Genomic DNA, 14,999 nt, shown 5'->3' with positions numbered 1-14,999 from the left:
TCCCTCAAATAGTCCATTAATGTATGTGATTCTTTTAAGATAGAATTTTTGAGAAAATGGGGTCTGTGTAAAGAGAGATAAACTTCATGGAACCCTGCACAGGACTGGCAAACTCCGGGGCTTACGGGAGAAATTATAGGTTTGTTCCGGCTCAAAAAGTCTTCGTCGGTTTTCTCCTCCTGTTCTTCAGTAAAGTTAAATTAAATGTGCCCTGTAATCTATTAACCTAAAGTGAACGATTGTACCGGGCGTAATAGTCACTGTATCTGACCTGATACTGCTGAATAATAATTCTAAAAGGTCTGCAAGCATGAAGATAGCCATAATAAATTCAAAAGAAGACAAAGCAGGCAAAAATATCAGAAAGCATCTGCTTTTGGAACTGGACAGTCCTGATGTTTCAGGAGACTTTTATATAGAATACAACCGCCACGACCTTTTTTTTGTTGAAACGAAAGGCCGCCTCATATATGAAGAATCACTTGATGAAAGAGTCGGTTCAGATCTTATAATATTCATATCCCGTCATACCAGCAAAAATCCTGTTCCCGCACTCACTGTTCATGTAACCGGAAACTACAGCGAAGCGCTTCTGGGAGGGGAAAAAGGGGAGCTTTCCCGTGCGGCGCCGTTATTTATGCACTCAGTGTTAATTGAAATGAATAAAAGGGCACCTGAAGGATTTAAGGTATCTTATGAAGTGACGCATCACGGTCCGACTGATCTTAAAACGCCTTCATGTTTTGTTGAAATCGGAAGTACTGAAGAAGAGTGGACTAACGATGATGCAGGTCGTGCTGTGGCACGTTCTGTTCTTGAGTCGCTTAGAAGCTGCCCGTCCTGTGCAATAAAACTTGCGGGTTTCGGTGGAAATCACTATGCCGCAAGGGAAACAGAAATTGCATTGTGCTCCAGCGGTGCTTTTGGACATATTGCGCATACAAGGGAAGTGAAAAACCTTGACAGCCGTCTTGTAAAACTGATGGTTGAGATGTCGTCTGCTGATGCCTGTTATATCGATAAAAAGGCGCTTAACAAAAACGATGTCAGAAGAATCGAAAAAATCCTTGAAGGAGAAGGTATACCTTACCTTTCTGAAAATGAGATAAAGGATATGGGGAGTATTTCATGGAAAGAGTATCTAAAATTAAAAGACTTTTCACAGAGTATAAGTCCGGGGTGCAGAATTCACCTTAAAGGGCTTTTGGAGGGAAAAAATCTGGTTTTCGTGGAAATTAACGGAGACCTTCTTGAAGCTGCCCTGTCTTTCGATGAAAAATACGTTATTGAGGGGGTTGAAAACATGAATTCTGCATATCTTACATCAAAAACAGGCAGAATGCTCCCAATTTTTATCACCTATGAGGAAAATAGATTACAGACAATAAATGATTTAATATCTTTGTGTGTTAAAACCTTACACAAAGATAAGAACACGGCAGTCATTGATGATCATATGGTAATTAGAAAGATCAGATTTGATCCTGCAAAGGCGGCTGAACTGGGGGTGCCAAAGGGCCCGTTCTTTGGAAAGCTTGCCGCGGGTTTTGATGTAATGGCGGAAGACAGACTGATAACTCCTGCCATGGTCTCAAAATGCAGTGAAAAGGTTATTCATATACCGGGGTTGGAGAAATACCTATGATGAAGTCAATTGTTGAAGAGGCGCTAAGCAGGGCAAACGCCGAAGCGGCCGACACAGAAATGATAGTCGACAGCTCGCATGAAAATGACGAGGAATTAGAGGAGATTCTTAAGTCGCTTCGTACAGAAATATCCGTTGTGGGATGCGGCGGCGGCGGATCGAATACTGTTACCCGCATGGCCGAGGAGGGTATCGAAGGTGCAAAACTTTTTGTGGTTAACACCGATGCCCAGCACCTTATAAGAACGAAGGCTGATTACAGGATTCTTATCGGCCGCCAGCGAACGAAAGGTTTTGGCGCAGGTTCTGTCCCGCAGGTCGGCGAAGAGGCTGCACTTGAAAATGAGGAGGAAATTCGTTCAAAGCTTGCGAACAGTGATATGGTCTTTATCACGGCAGGACTCGGAGGAGGAACAGGTACGGGGTCTGCACCTGTGATTGCCAAAGCTGCACGTGACCAGGGAGCTCTTACGATTGCAATTGTCACTCTCCCGTTCAGGGCGGAAGGCGCAATAAGACTTGAAAACGCAGAAGCCGGTCTTGAACGCCTGCGTGACGTCGCGGACACAGTAATTGTGGTTCCTAACGACAGGCTTCTGGAGGTCGTCCCGAGGCTTCCGCTTCATGCAGCTTTCAAGGTTTCTGATGAAGTCTTAATGAGGGCAGTAAAAGGGATAACCGAACTTATCACCCAGCCCGGACTTGTAAACCTTGATTTTGCTGATGTTCGTACGGTAATGGAGCGCGGAGGTGTTGCAATGATTGGAATGGGTGAGAGTGACAGCGAAGACAAAGCCGCGGATTCGGTTAAAAAGGCTCTCAGGTCGCCTCTTCTTGATGTTGATATCTCAAATGCCACAGCCGCTCTTGTAAACGTCGTCGGCGGTCCTGATATGACAATGGAGGAAGCCGAAGGCGTTGTGCAGGAAGTTTATGAACGTATAGACCCGGATGCACGCATAATCTGGGGTGCGCAGGTCGACCCGGATATGCAGCACCGCATGCGCACAATGCTTGTTGTGACCGGTGTCAGCTCCCCGCAGATATACGGCAGAAGTGAGGATCTCAATAATAGTAATAAATCCCCCGAGCGCGAATATGATATAGACTTTCTCAGGTGAGTAGATACATATGGCATTTAAAGTTGATGAAGAACTCTTCAAAAAATACTGGCGTGTCCTTAAACTTGCAAGGACTCCGTCAAGGGATGAATTTCAGAAAATCGGCCTTGTAGCGGCCGCAGGAATTGCACTTATCGGGCTTATGGGCTTTATAATATATGAAGTAATTCTTCTTCTTCCATGAAATACTTACATTTTTAAAGGATTTTGGAAATGAGCGACGAGAATGAGACTAATAACAGAATTTATGCAATAAAGACGACCGCAAAACAGGAAAGGACGGTCGTTGATAATATTGTAAAGGTTCTTGAGGATCACGATGAGATTCACGTAGCCGCCATTATGGCACCGGACGAGCTTAAAGGATATGTTCTTGTTGAAAGCCCTGACCCGATAGCCCGTATGGAGCAGCTTCGCGAAATGGTTCCGAATGCGCGTGCAGTGGTGAAGGGAGAGACTTCTTTTCATGAGATTGAACATTTCCTTGTTCCAAAGCCTGTTGTCTCAGGAATTGACGAGGGGACAATTGTTGAGCTTATAGCAGGGCCTTTCAAGGGAGAGAAGGCTGTAGTCAAGAGAGTAGACACCTCCAAGGAAGAGATTACGGTTGAACTCTATGAAAGCATGGTTCCTATACCGATTACTGTACGCGGAGACAATGTGCGCGTAATCGACAAAAATCAGGACTAATATTTTTTTGACAATTCTTTATTGATACATTTAAATTATTTTAAGTTTAACATTTTAAGACCCAAGCTTGGTGTATGGAAAAAATTTCCTTCACTGACAAGCAAAGGTGATATAAAATGGGAGAAGTAGTCGAGGTATTGGTACCCGGCGGCAAAGCTACTGCTGGTCCCCCACTGGGACCTGCACTGGGACCTCTCGGTATTAATGTGAAGGCAGTTGTTGACGAGATCAACAAGAAGACCTCTGAGTTTAACGGCATGCAGGTGCCTGTTAAAGTAGAGGTTGACGACAAGAAGAACTTCACAATAACCGTTGGTGTTCCCCCCGCGACCGCACTTATTATGAAGGAGTGCGGTATTGAGAAAGGTTCAGGAGAACCGAATAACAATAAAGTGGGAGATTTGCCGTTTGAAGCTGCTGTCCGTATTGCACGCATGAAGTTTGACGATATGCTCTCATACGAAATTAAAACTGCCGTAAAGGAAGTTATTGGTTCGTGTGTAAGTGTCGGAGTAACTGTTGACGGCAAAAACCCGAAAGATGTTTTTGCTCTCATAAATGCGGGTGAATACGACAGCCAGCTCGCATGAATAGGCTATGAAAACCCATAGAAGATTCGCACGGCAAAAAGATTTTAATAAAAGTAAATCTTTTTTGCGGGTCGCTGAACTATGGAGGTAAAAGATGGTTGAAAGGGTCCAGATTCTAAAGGCCTTGAACGAGGCTATTGAAAAGGCGCCTAAACGAAAGTTCACTGAAAGTGTTGAATTGACATTCAACCTTAAGAACATCGATATGACGCAGCCAAAGAACCGTATAGATGAGACTATGCTTCTGCCGAAGGGAACGGGACGTGTCCAGAAGATCGCCGTTCTTGGAAAGGGAGATATCACCACGCAGGCAAAAGCTGCAAATGTAGAACTCATCATAGGGCCGGAAGAGATAGAGCGTCTGGGAGGAGAACCACGCGAAGCCAGGAAAATGGCTGAAGAATATATGTTTTTCCTTGCCGAAACACCTGTGATGCCGCTTGTAGGGCGTTATTTAGGTACAAGGCTCGGTCCGCGTGGCAAAATGCCTCAGCCTATCCCTCAGGGAATGGATATAACACCTATTGTCGAGCGTCTCCGGAATTCGGTGAAATTCCGTTCCAAAGACAAAAAGACTTTTCATGTCAGGGTCGGCTCCGTAAGTATGTCTGCTGAAGACGTTGCGGAAAACATTGATGCTGTCATGAAAAAAGTTGAATCCAACCTTGAAAGTGGGACAATGAACATTCGCTCTGTATATGTTAAAACATCCATGGGCCCTGCAGTGAGGATGATGTAATATGGTATTGTATACACATCACCTCCCGCAGTGGAAAAGGGATGAAGTAGAGGAGATCATCAGGTTCTCAAAGGAGTACAAGCTTACGGGTCTTGTTGACCTGCACGGTATTCCGGCAAGTCAGCTTCAGCAGATGCGCCGCAATCTTCGCGGTTTGGCAGTGCTCAAGATGACAAGGAACACTCTTATTGAGCATGCATTCTCCGAGCTCGGAGGAGAGATCGGAAAAACCGCCGGATATATTGACGGTCAGAGTGCGATGATCTATACAAACGAAAATCCGTTTAAACTCTACAGAAAGCTTCAGGATACCATGACAAAGATGGTGGCAAAACCCGGTGATACAGCGCCGGAGGATGTCGTTATCTCCAAAGGTCCTACAGCGTTTCCGCCGGGACCTATTGTCGGTACACTGCAGCAGGCAGGAATTCCGGCTGCCATTGAAAGCGGCAAGGTAGTAATTCGCGAAACGAAAACCGTAGTAAAAGCAGGTGAAGAGATCAATGAAAAGATGGCTGATGTTCTGTCCAAGCTTGACATCAGACCTATAGACGTAGGTCTCAGTCTTCAGATTGCATTTTACGACGGAACGTTCTTCGAGCCGGGCACGCTGGCAATTGATGAGACGGAGTACTTCAACAATATTATTCTCGCAGCACAGCAGGCATTTAACCTGTCTGTCAATGCAGCATATCCGACTGCTACAACTGCCGGTGCGATTATCGGCAAGGCAGTTCGTGAAGCCAAGAACCTGGCAGTTGAAGCGGCAATCTATGAGAAGGATGTTGTTGAATTGATTATAGGACGTGCACAGAGAGAATCACTCGCAGTGAAATCGCTTGTCGAGTAAAAAAATAATAAAAATTGGTGAATAAAATGGAGTACATCTACGCAGCACTTATTCTGCACAGCGCAGGAAAGGAAATAACAGAAGAAGCAGTCACAAAAGTTATGACTGCAGCAGGTATCGCAGTTGACGACAGCCGTGTCAAGGCACTTATTGCAGCTCTTGACGGAGTTGACATAGCTGAGGCAATAGAGAAATCAGCAGTTGCAGCCGCACCTGTTGCGGCAGCAGCGGCTTCAGCGGCAGCTCCTGCAGAGGCAGCAGCCGAGGAAGAGGACAAGGAAAAGGAGAAAGAAGAAGAGGAAGAGAGCGGCATGGCCGGTCTCGGAGCACTCTTTGGATAAATCCTTTTTTTTAAATTAAAAATCACTGATAATAGAGACTATTATTGTCTGTTTTAACGCAACTATTGTAAGTTTCTGTAATTTTACGCAAAGTTATACTCCATTTTGGATTTCTTGGTTTTGTCATTTCTTTTTATTGCAGTGCGAGTACATTTTTTACTTACATATTTGCATGTTTAAGTCCTGTTAATTTCGACTGATTATTAACTCTTCCGTAAAATTAAACACGAATCTAGCAAAGTATGGATATAATATTTTAGATAAACTTATATCTGTTGAGATTTCAATAGAGTCTATCACTAACAAATTATGGGTGATTTTATGAAAAAAGTAATAGCAATGATAATGTTCTTCGGGCTGCTTGTTTCTTTGGCACCTGTTGCTGCTGTTGCAGCAACGGTCGGGGGAGACGAAGCATGGTTTAACATTCACTGCAATGTTGACGGTGCATCAGTTTATTTTGACAGTGATTACAAGGGAGAGACGTATTCAAATATCCTCACCGTGCCCGTTTACACGACAGCAACGCCATACAAGACCATAACCGTTGAAAAGAACGGATACGGGACTTGGAGCCAGGATATTTCAGGGTACCCTGCAGCTGGAGAGACACAGGACATTTATGCAACTTTAAACCCTGTCCCCACTCCGTTGCCTACTCTTATCGGCGGTGACGTGGGTTATTATACTGTATACTGCAATGTTGACGGCGCATCAGTCTACTTCAATGACGACTACAAAGGTGTGACTTCAAACGGTGAACTTACAGTGCAGGTATATACGACAGCAACGCCTTATACAACCTATACTGTCAAAAAAGATGGTTATACGTCGTTTACTTCCCAGATAACAGACTATCCTTCAGAAGGTGACACCGTTAAGCTTCACGCAACGCTTACGCCTGAAACAACCCCGACATCAACACCTATTTCTGTTCTGACGGTAATTTCCGGACTGTTTATTGCAGTGCTGGGATTTGCAGTGTTTTCAAGGAAAAACTAATCTTATACTATTTTTAGTTCTTTGACAGCAAGTTTCAATATAAATCGTGATAATATCTTTATAGAGAGCCGCATTTGAAATGCAAAATGTGATGGCGCTTTGGGGGTATCATTATGGCAAGCTCAAAAATTCTTTTGATGGATGACGAATCACCGATTCTTGATATAATGAAGTTGTTTCTGACAAGAGGCGGTTATAATGTCGTATGTTCAAGTACAGGTTCGCAGGCGCTTGATATATTTAGTAAAAACTACGATTCGGGAGATAAATTTGACATGGCGATACTGGATGTATCAGTGCCTGGTGATGTCGGCGCAAAGGAAATAGTGGGTCCTATGAGAGAAATAGACTCTGATATTAAAGTAATTATCACAAGCGGAGATTCAGCTCAGGGTGCGATGGACAAACCAAAAGAATACGGATTTTGCGGTGCTCTTAAAAAACCGTTCCGTTCTGAAAATCTGCTGAATATTGTCAGGGAAGCACTAAGTTAAAGCGATTTATAAACCTGTTTTATTTATCATAATTGTATCCTGCGTATATACACTGGCCATAGGATATGCACCCGTCTCCGAACGGGTATTCTCTGTTGATAATAAGTTTCAGGCCGGCTTTGCTGATTTCATTTTTTATTGTCTCTCTTATTATGTGATTTATGCAGACTCCTCCTGAAAGTGCGACGTTTTTGGTTTCATAATTTTCAGCCAGATCTGTTGCAATTTTTGCAAAATTTTTTGCAAGGTTATACTGGATTGAAGCAGCAATATCAGGCAGGGAAAGCCTGCCGGTGCTTTCGTAAGCCTTTTTCAGAAGGTCGGTTGTAGATAAGACGAAGCATCCGTCTTTTTCTGATACCTCTAAGTCCCAGTTTTCCGCTTTACCACCCGATGCGGCCGCTTCAAGTTTCATCGCAGGCTCTCCCTCATATGTTCTTCTGCGGCATATTCCAAGAAGAGCAGATGCAGCGTCAAGTATTCTTCCGGCACTGCTTGTCATATGAACATTGAATCCTGTCTTTATCTGTCTGTCAAGAATGTGAATTTCGTTTTCTTTCCATCCACGCGAGAAAAGGAGGTCTTTAACGTCGTCTGTGGGCATTATTCCGTAAAGCATCCTTTCAGGGAATTCTGTTGCAAGGTCTCCGCCGGGCATTTTTACAGTCTCAAGGTGAGCAGCCCGTTTTAAAGAACATAGATCACCTGCAAAAATTTCGCCTCCCCAGATTGTTCCGTCATCGCCTAGGCCGACTCCGTCAAGCGCAATTCCTATACATGCCTCGTTTTTCTGCATTGCCGCTGCGATATGGGCCTTATGGTGCTGTACTGCAAATGTCTTGGCACCTGTTTTTTCTGCAAGTGTTTTTGCAAATCTGGTTGAAAGGAACTGCGGATGCAGGTCATGTGCTATCAGATCAAATTTTGAGCCGGTCAGATTTTTAAGATTTTCAACAGTTTTTTCAAGGTATTCAAGTGTTGAAGGGTTTGTAATGTTTCCAATGTGAGGTGATGTGCAGCAAAACCCTTGCTTGTATACAGAAATGTTGGAATATAGTTCGGGGCCTGCACCGAGAATACATTTTTTCCCAAGGTCGACTGCCGTTCTTTTAGGGGCATACCCGCGTGAAAGCCTTATAAGGTAACCCTCTCTTACTACTGAGTCGTCACAGCGGTTTTGTATATGCCTGTTGTGCGTCAGGAAGAAGTCAACGCACCTGTCAAGCTTTAGGATTGCCTCTTCCGTCTCTGTTACCATGGGGTTACCAGGTGCGTTTGCGCTTGTCATTATAAGATACGGGCTTTTAAGTTTTGAAAAAATAAGGTGGTGAAGTCCGCTGTAAGGAAGCATGCACCCTATCGTGTCAAGGTTGCTTATATCCATATAAGAGTCATGCTTTTTTTTGTAGAGCACTACTATCGGGTGTTCTGGGCTGTTAAGAATTTCTTTTTCCGAATCACTGACTTCTGCAATCTTTTGGATAAAATCTTCTTTTGCCATTATTGCAAGAGCCTGTTCTGACCTCCCAAGGCATTGCTTTAATCTGGGGGCGGATTCGCCGCAGCATGCTATATGAAATCCCCCAATCCCTTTTATTGCAACTATTTTTCCGGAATCAAGAAGGCATGCTGTTTTTTCTATCGGGTCTGCGGTCTGGATATTATTTCCGTTTTTATCAAGCAGGGAGAGTGCAGGACCGCATTTTTCGCAGGCTATTGTCTGGGCATGGTGCCTTCTTGAATGAGGGTCCGAGTATTCTTCAGAGCACTCCGGGCACATAGGGAAATTATCCATTGTTGTCCTTTCCCTGTCATAAGGGACCTCCTTTATTATGCTATACCTTGGCCCGCAGTTGACGCAGGACGTAGCCCAGTAGTTTTCATATCTGCCTCCTTTTTTAAATATATCGGATATGCATTCTTTGCATATGGCAACATCCTGGGGAATGAAACCTGAAAGGCTCCCTTCAGAGCTTTTTTCTATGCGAAAGCCTTTTGGGGCCTCCTCTTTTGCCTCAGTAACTGTTATGCTGTCTATTTTTGAAAGGGGTGTCCCTGCATATAATGATGACAGAAAGTCCTCAAATTTGTCCCCGAATGCGTTTATCCTGACTTCACTACCCAGGTTTTTGACGCTGCCGGATATCTGGTATTTTGCAGCCTGAGAATATACAAAAGGTCTGAACCCCACCCCCTGAACGATGCCTTTAATGATTATCTGACCGTTTTTTCGCATAAGTACCCTGCTCTGTCACTTTGAAATGACGTTTTAGATCGGGCTGAAAAATATTCCCCGGGTTTTGCTGTATAATGTCCTTCGTTCATGACCGGAGATAACCCTTTTTATTATATCAATCCTGAAATAGTTTTATTTCTTTACAGGACATATATTTATTGGGTTTTTACTTTGACGGGGCATATTAGAATAGTAAATGATCCTTTGGATCTTGTTCCACTTCTGATTACTTTTAATGATTCGGACTTCAAGCAAATGTACGTTTTGCTCAGTAAAAACTGGATGACAGAAAAGGAGCTTTCAGAAGGATACGATGAGAGTAAAGTAAAAGACTGTCTTGCCATCCTTAAAAAGGGTAATCTGGTAGAAGAACAGTGGAGAATGCCAAAACCAGGTGAGAAACCTTCAAAGGAATATAAAACTACATACAGCAAGTTCCGTGCTAATTTTCAGTGTACGATGGAAGACCTTGGAGATATAATAAACATATCAATATCTGCAGACGAATCATTGAGAAATCTTGTTGACGAGGTTGAAAAGGATGTACGTGCGGGAAACACATCTGTGAATGATCTTGCAAGGAAATATGAGGTAAGTCCTGTTCTAATAAAAGGTCTTGCCAAACGCCTGCCGATTCTGGATGTAAAAGGACAGGGGTTGGTTTTTGTTGAAAATAAAGGAGAATGATCCTCTCTATATAATTCTCAGGAGTAAAAGAGAGGCCACTAAGTTTCAGATTCTTGTAGAAATTGCAGAGCATCAGCCGTCAGTAAGACAGCAGGAGATTGCGGTTAAAATGGGCGTAACCCCTCAGGCTGTTTCCGAGTACATACGTGAACTTGTTGACGACGAGATGGTCAAGTCGCAGGGACGTGGAAGTTATGTTATCACCCCGAAGGGTGTGGAATGGGTAATCAATAACGCGGAAGCTCTTGAATCTTATGCAAAACATATTACAAGGGACATAGTGCAGCAGGTTTCCGTGTGGACTGCAATTGCCGACTGCAATATAAATGCCGGAGACAAAGTCGGAGTTTACATGAATAAGGGCTTTCTGCATGCTTCATACAAAGAACAGAGTGCCGAGGGAACTGCGGTTTCCGGTGCAAAGAGCGGGATGGACATCGGAATATCCAATCTTGAAGGAATAATTGATCATTCATACGGCCTTATTCATGTCTGCAAGGTTCCGCGTATACAAAGAGGCGGTTCTGAAAAGGTATCGCCTGAAATTCTTCATGACATTCTGGAAAAAGTGGAATTTACCGGAGCAGTAGGTATTGAGGCCGATATTGCAATAAAAAATGCAGGTAAAAAGCCTGATATATTCTTCGGTGCCGCTGAAGGGGTTGTAGAAGCCGCGATTCACGGGCTTGAGAGTGCAATAGTCATAGTTGATGAGGAGTTCACCGATTTTCTAAAACGGCTTGAATCGTCAGGTATGCGCTATGTCATTCATGATCTGATAACCTCATGAAAGTAATTGTCAGCCCGCAGCGCGGCGATTATAAACTCTTTTTTTATGATAAGCATATTGTTGAAGCAGAAGGTGCGGTGGAACTTGCAAAGACATCCAAAGGCTTTCGGCCGAAAAACTACCGCCTTAGAATTACCGGCAAAAGACAGCTTTCGCATGCGCCTACAAAGGAGCTTATCTCAGCTTTGAGAAATTCCGATGTACGGTTAACGTGCGAGAGCAAAAATTTTGAGTCCTTTTTAAACGATCTGCAGATTAACTTTGGTTATGTCCGTGCCTGCCGTATGTGTATCCTCGAAAACAGGATAACTCCTCTGAAAAAGAAAAATGCTGTAAAATACGGAAAAGAGTATATCTGCCTTCAGTGCGCCGAAAATGAGCTCAGACGTGAGATTGGCTTTCTGGGCAAAATGGGCGGGATATCAACTTCTCATCTTGAGAGGCTTCTTGAGATGTACATGGACCTTGACAAAGTTTTGTCAATGGTTCAGCCTGAAAGAATAGATCTTAAAAATACTATATTTGACGTTTTGGAGTCGCATAAGGTCACAAAAACAACTGACATTGAAGAGCTTCCTCTTCCCAGGAGGTTCAAGGAAGCTTCAGGAGTAAAAGACCTGATGCCTGTTCAGCAGTTATGCGTTGAAGCAGGTCTTCTTGAGGGAAAGGATCAGCTTGTAGTTGCGGCAACAGCAAGCGGAAAGACGTTTATCGGTGAGATGGCCGGAGTGAAAAACCAGTCCGAGGGACGTGGCAACATGCTGTTTCTCGTTCCGCTTGTCGCTCTAGCAAACCAGAAATACAGCCGTTTTGCAAAGAGGTACCCATTCCTGTGTGTCTCTCTTCAGACTGGTGTTTCAAGAATAAACATTCCCGAAAACAAGGTTAACGCAAAGAGAACACTGAAATCAAATATTATTGTCGGGACATACGAAGGAATAGACAATATCCTGAGACGTGGGCGGACTATTCCAAATATAGGTACTGTTGTTATAGACGAAGTCCAGACGCTTGAAGACCCGGAACGTGGTCACAGGCTTGACGGTCTGATATCAAGACTGAAATACATTGCGCCTCACGCGCAGTTTCTCTACCTTAGCGCAACAATCGGCCTGCCGCATCTTCTTGCAGAAAAAATCAATGCAAATCTTGTCACATATAACGAAAGACCAGTCCCCCTCGAAAGGCACCTGATATTTCTTGAGAGGAAGCAGAAGATTGAGGCAATAAAAAGACTTGTCACACAGGAGTACAGGAACAAGTCTTCAAAAGGCTACAAAGGGCAGTCGATTGTTTTTACATATTCAAGGGCCAGATGCCACGAAATCGCTGATGCAATCGGAAGACAGGCAGAAGCCTACCATGCCGGTCTGAGTGCAAAAGAAAAAAGGGCTATCGAGGAAAAATTTGAAAAAGGTGAAATTTCAGCTGTTATTACAACTGCTGCACTTGCCGCCGGAGTTGATTTTCCTGCGTCGCAGGTCATATTCGACGCCCTTGCGATGGGAATCAAATGGCTTACGGTTCAGGACTTCAGCCAGATGATGGGGCGTGCCGGAAGGCCCGACTATCACGACCTTGGAAAGGTTGTAATACTGGCAGAACCCGGAGGAAGTTATTCGCACGATACAAAACTTACCGAAGAGGAAGTTGCAATAGGTCTTTTGAAAGGCGAGATGGAAGAAGTAGCGCCAGTCTATGATGACGAGGAGTCATCCGAAGAGTACATCTCAAATGCGGTTGTATGCAGGGGCGATGAAAGAGGGCTTATGTCCATGTGCTCTACAATGGTAGGTGAGATGTCTGATGTGTATCCTCAGCTTAAAAGGAAAGGGTATATCTCTTTAAAGGACGGGAAGGTCGTTTTATCGCCATTTGCAAAGGTTATGGCAGAGCATTTTATAGGAATCGAAAGACTTGAGAGGCTTCGTTACCTTGTAAAGAAAGTCAGAAGTCCTGTTGAGATTGTGGCAGAACTAGAGTGCGAGAAAGGTTGTGAAAAGAAATAGTCTTTTTCCTGATTCCTGTTTGATTTTGGTGTCCTTAAACTTTGATTCAGTGATTTAATTTATGCTGCATGTCCGGGACTTCACCTTTGTCAAAATATGATTTTAAAGGAAAACAGAACCCTTTGTTTTATTTTTATTGCGTTTCTCCTTTTATGCAGTATAATTCCGGCATATTTTCGCTTTTTTTGGCAGAAAATTATTAAGTCATATCGTATAATTAAGCATTAAAGATCGGATCATCAGATTCCGGTTTTTTGAGGCATAATTATGAAAGTATGGAAATGCAAAAAATGCGGATATATTTATGATGAACGCCTGGGTGATTCGGCATCGGGAATTGCTAAGGGAACTGCTTTTGAAGACCTTCCTGACGACTGGGTATGCCCGAGGTGCGGTGCCAGAAAGAACAAATTCGAGCCTATCGAAATAGAAGATTAAACGGAGTTTTTTTGAAATGAGCAATAAAAAAATGAAATGCATGATATGCGGACATGTTTATGATCCCGCAAAGGGTGAAAAGGGTGTTGAGCCCGGAACTGCTTTTGAAGACCTTCCTGACGACTGGCACTGCCCGGTCTGCGGGGCAGGCAAATCCAGTTTTGTTGAGTGTTGAATATGGCAGTAAGAGAGATCTGTAAAAATGTGTATTCTGTAGGTGTTATTGACTGGGACAGGCAGATATTTGACGAACTTCTCCCTCTCCCGGAGGGAACCACCTATAACGCGTATCTTGTCGTTGGAAGTGAAAAAACTGTCCTTATAGACAGTGTGGACCCTGAATTTGAGGAGGAATTTATTACAAATCTTGCCCGTTCGAATGTGTCAAAAATTGACTACGTTATAGTCAACCATGCAGAACAGGACCATTCCGGGTCACTTCCGGTCTTTCTTGAACTTTTCCCGGGCTCTAAAATTATAACATCCGAGAAATGCAAAGACCTCCTGGCAAGTTTTCATAATATTCCGGATTCAAGGATGATTGTCGTAGGCGACGGTGAAACCCTTAGTCTTGGGGATAAAACTCTTGAGTTTTTGATAACACCATGGGTTCACTGGCCGGATACTATGATTACGTACCTGAAAGAGGACGGTATTATGTTTACATGTGACCTTTTTGGTGCACACTATGCAACGGGAAGTCTTTTTGTGGACGACAGAATTTCTCACTATATTCTTGCAAAAAGATATTTCGCCGAAATACTGATGCCATTCAGGCATAAAGTGGCAGAATACCTTGACAGGCTTTCAGGGTATGAGTTTGGAATAATCGCCCCCAGTCACGGCCCTGTGTATAACGACAAGGAATATATACTGGACGCTTATCGTGACTGGAGTTCTGACAACGTAAAAAACCGCGTGATAATTCCTTATATCTCGATGCACGGAAGCACCAGAAAGATGGTTATGTACCTGACGGAATCACTTATCTCAAAAGGTGTATCTGTAAGACCTTATGATCTCGGAAAAGTCGATACAGGACTTCTTGCGATGGACCTCATTGATGCTGCAACGATAATTATTGCAACGCCGACTGTCCTTTTCGGTCCTCACCCTAAAGTTGCGAATCTTGCATTTCTTTCAAGCATTCTCAAGCCGAAAGCAAAACTCCTTGGAATAATAGGATCATACGGGTGGGGAGGCAAAACCGTAAAAGACCTTGAGGATATGGTTCACAAACTTAATGTTGAGATTCTGGAGCCTGTTTACATAAAAGGAGCACCTGCTGAAAAAGATTTTGAGGCTCTTGACAGACTGTCTGACGAAATCTTAAATAAGCATAGGGAATACAAAATCATTTGAAAAAA

17 protein-coding genes are annotated in these 14,999 nt (G+C 43.6%); 16 read left to right on the top strand and 1 reads right to left on the bottom strand.

The genetic code is table 11. The annotated features are described in order from the left end of the window. The first annotated feature begins 310 nt into the window (after positions 1-310). From J2128_RS04870 to J2128_RS04825, 10 genes are all read left to right on the top strand, one after another. Positions 311-1,645, top strand: coding sequence for a D-aminoacyl-tRNA deacylase (locus J2128_RS04870; RefSeq protein ID WP_209689976.1), 1,335 nt, complete (start codon positions 311-313; stop codon positions 1,643-1,645). Further along, entirely contained in the window at positions 1,645-2,766 is a 1,122-nt protein-coding gene (gene ftsZ / locus J2128_RS04865) for a cell division protein FtsZ (protein WP_209690207.1), read from the top strand. Before J2128_RS04870 ends, ftsZ begins: the two co-directional genes overlap by 1 nt. 10 nt (positions 2,767-2,776) lie before the next feature. Beyond that, positions 2,777-2,950: a protein translocase SEC61 complex subunit gamma gene (locus J2128_RS04860; protein WP_209689975.1), complete on the top strand. Its 174-nt coding sequence runs from the start codon at positions 2,777-2,779 to the stop codon at positions 2,948-2,950. A gap of 29 nt (positions 2,951-2,979) precedes the next feature. Next, positions 2,980-3,456, top strand: coding sequence for a transcription elongation factor Spt5 (locus J2128_RS04855; RefSeq protein ID WP_209689974.1), 477 nt, complete (start codon positions 2,980-2,982; stop codon positions 3,454-3,456). A 116-nt stretch (positions 3,457-3,572) separates the two neighbouring features. Further along, positions 3,573-4,046 carry a 50S ribosomal protein L11 gene (locus J2128_RS04850; RefSeq protein WP_209689973.1) on the top strand — a complete coding sequence of 158 codons (474 nt, stop codon included), beginning with the start codon at positions 3,573-3,575 and terminating at the stop codon, positions 4,044-4,046. 94 nt (positions 4,047-4,140) lie between these two features. Beyond that, entirely contained in the window at positions 4,141-4,785 is a 645-nt protein-coding gene (locus J2128_RS04845) for a 50S ribosomal protein L1 (RefSeq protein WP_209689972.1), read from the top strand. Position 4,786: 1 nt separating this feature from the next. After that, positions 4,787-5,635 (top strand): 50S ribosomal protein L10, encoded by an 849-nt coding sequence (locus J2128_RS04840; protein ID WP_209689971.1) that lies wholly within the window; start codon positions 4,787-4,789, stop codon positions 5,633-5,635. Between the two features lie 26 nt (positions 5,636-5,661). Beyond that, positions 5,662-5,976: a 50S ribosomal protein P1 gene (gene rpl12p / locus J2128_RS04835; RefSeq protein WP_209689970.1), complete on the top strand. Its 315-nt coding sequence runs from the start codon at positions 5,662-5,664 to the stop codon at positions 5,974-5,976. Positions 5,977-6,297: 321 nt separating this feature from the next. After that, positions 6,298-6,978, top strand: coding sequence for a PEGA domain-containing protein (locus J2128_RS04830; protein WP_209689969.1), 681 nt, complete (start codon positions 6,298-6,300; stop codon positions 6,976-6,978). A gap of 113 nt (positions 6,979-7,091) precedes the next feature. Continuing rightward, positions 7,092-7,472, top strand: coding sequence for a response regulator (locus J2128_RS04825; RefSeq protein WP_209689968.1), 381 nt, complete (start codon positions 7,092-7,094; stop codon positions 7,470-7,472). 19 nt (positions 7,473-7,491) lie between these two features. Here J2128_RS04825 and hypF read toward each other — a convergent pair whose 3' ends face one another. Further along, on the bottom strand, positions 7,492-9,708 hold the full coding sequence (hypF, locus tag J2128_RS04820; RefSeq protein ID WP_209689967.1) for a carbamoyltransferase HypF: 2,217 nt from the start codon (positions 9,706-9,708) through the stop codon (positions 7,492-7,494). Positions 9,709-9,879: 171 nt separating this feature from the next. Here hypF and J2128_RS04815 point away from each other — a divergent pair, with 171 nt between their 5' ends. The 6 genes from J2128_RS04815 (at position 9,880) to J2128_RS04790 (ending at position 14,994) form a co-directional block, all read left to right on the top strand. After that, positions 9,880-10,395, top strand: coding sequence for an ArsR family transcriptional regulator (locus J2128_RS04815; RefSeq protein WP_209690206.1), 516 nt, complete (start codon positions 9,880-9,882; stop codon positions 10,393-10,395). Beyond that, entirely contained in the window at positions 10,376-11,185 is an 810-nt protein-coding gene (locus J2128_RS04810) for a MarR family transcriptional regulator (RefSeq protein WP_394357551.1), read from the top strand. The genes J2128_RS04815 and J2128_RS04810 overlap by 20 nt, the downstream gene beginning before the upstream one ends. Beyond that, on the top strand, positions 11,182-13,194 hold the full coding sequence (locus tag J2128_RS04805) for a DEAD/DEAH box helicase (protein WP_209689965.1): 2,013 nt from the start codon (positions 11,182-11,184) through the stop codon (positions 13,192-13,194). Before J2128_RS04810 ends, J2128_RS04805 begins: the two co-directional genes overlap by 4 nt. A 267-nt stretch (positions 13,195-13,461) precedes the next feature. Continuing rightward, positions 13,462-13,632, top strand: a complete 171-nt coding sequence (locus J2128_RS04800; RefSeq protein WP_209689964.1) for a rubredoxin — start codon at positions 13,462-13,464, stop codon at positions 13,630-13,632. A gap of 16 nt (positions 13,633-13,648) precedes the next feature. After that, entirely contained in the window at positions 13,649-13,807 is a 159-nt protein-coding gene (locus J2128_RS04795; RefSeq protein ID WP_209689963.1) for a rubredoxin, read from the top strand. Positions 13,808-13,809: 2 nt separating this feature from the next. Beyond that, complete coding sequence (locus J2128_RS04790; RefSeq protein WP_209689962.1) at positions 13,810-14,994, top strand: FprA family A-type flavoprotein; 1,185 nt, start codon at positions 13,810-13,812, stop codon at positions 14,992-14,994. Positions 14,995-14,999 lie beyond the last annotated feature (5 nt).

The organism is Methanomicrobium sp. W14, assembly GCF_017875315.1.
Lineage (GTDB): Archaea > Halobacteriota > Methanomicrobia > Methanomicrobiales > Methanomicrobiaceae > Methanomicrobium.
The sequence above is the reverse complement of the archived record's forward strand: the minus strand, read 5'-3'. Positions and strand labels throughout refer to the sequence as shown.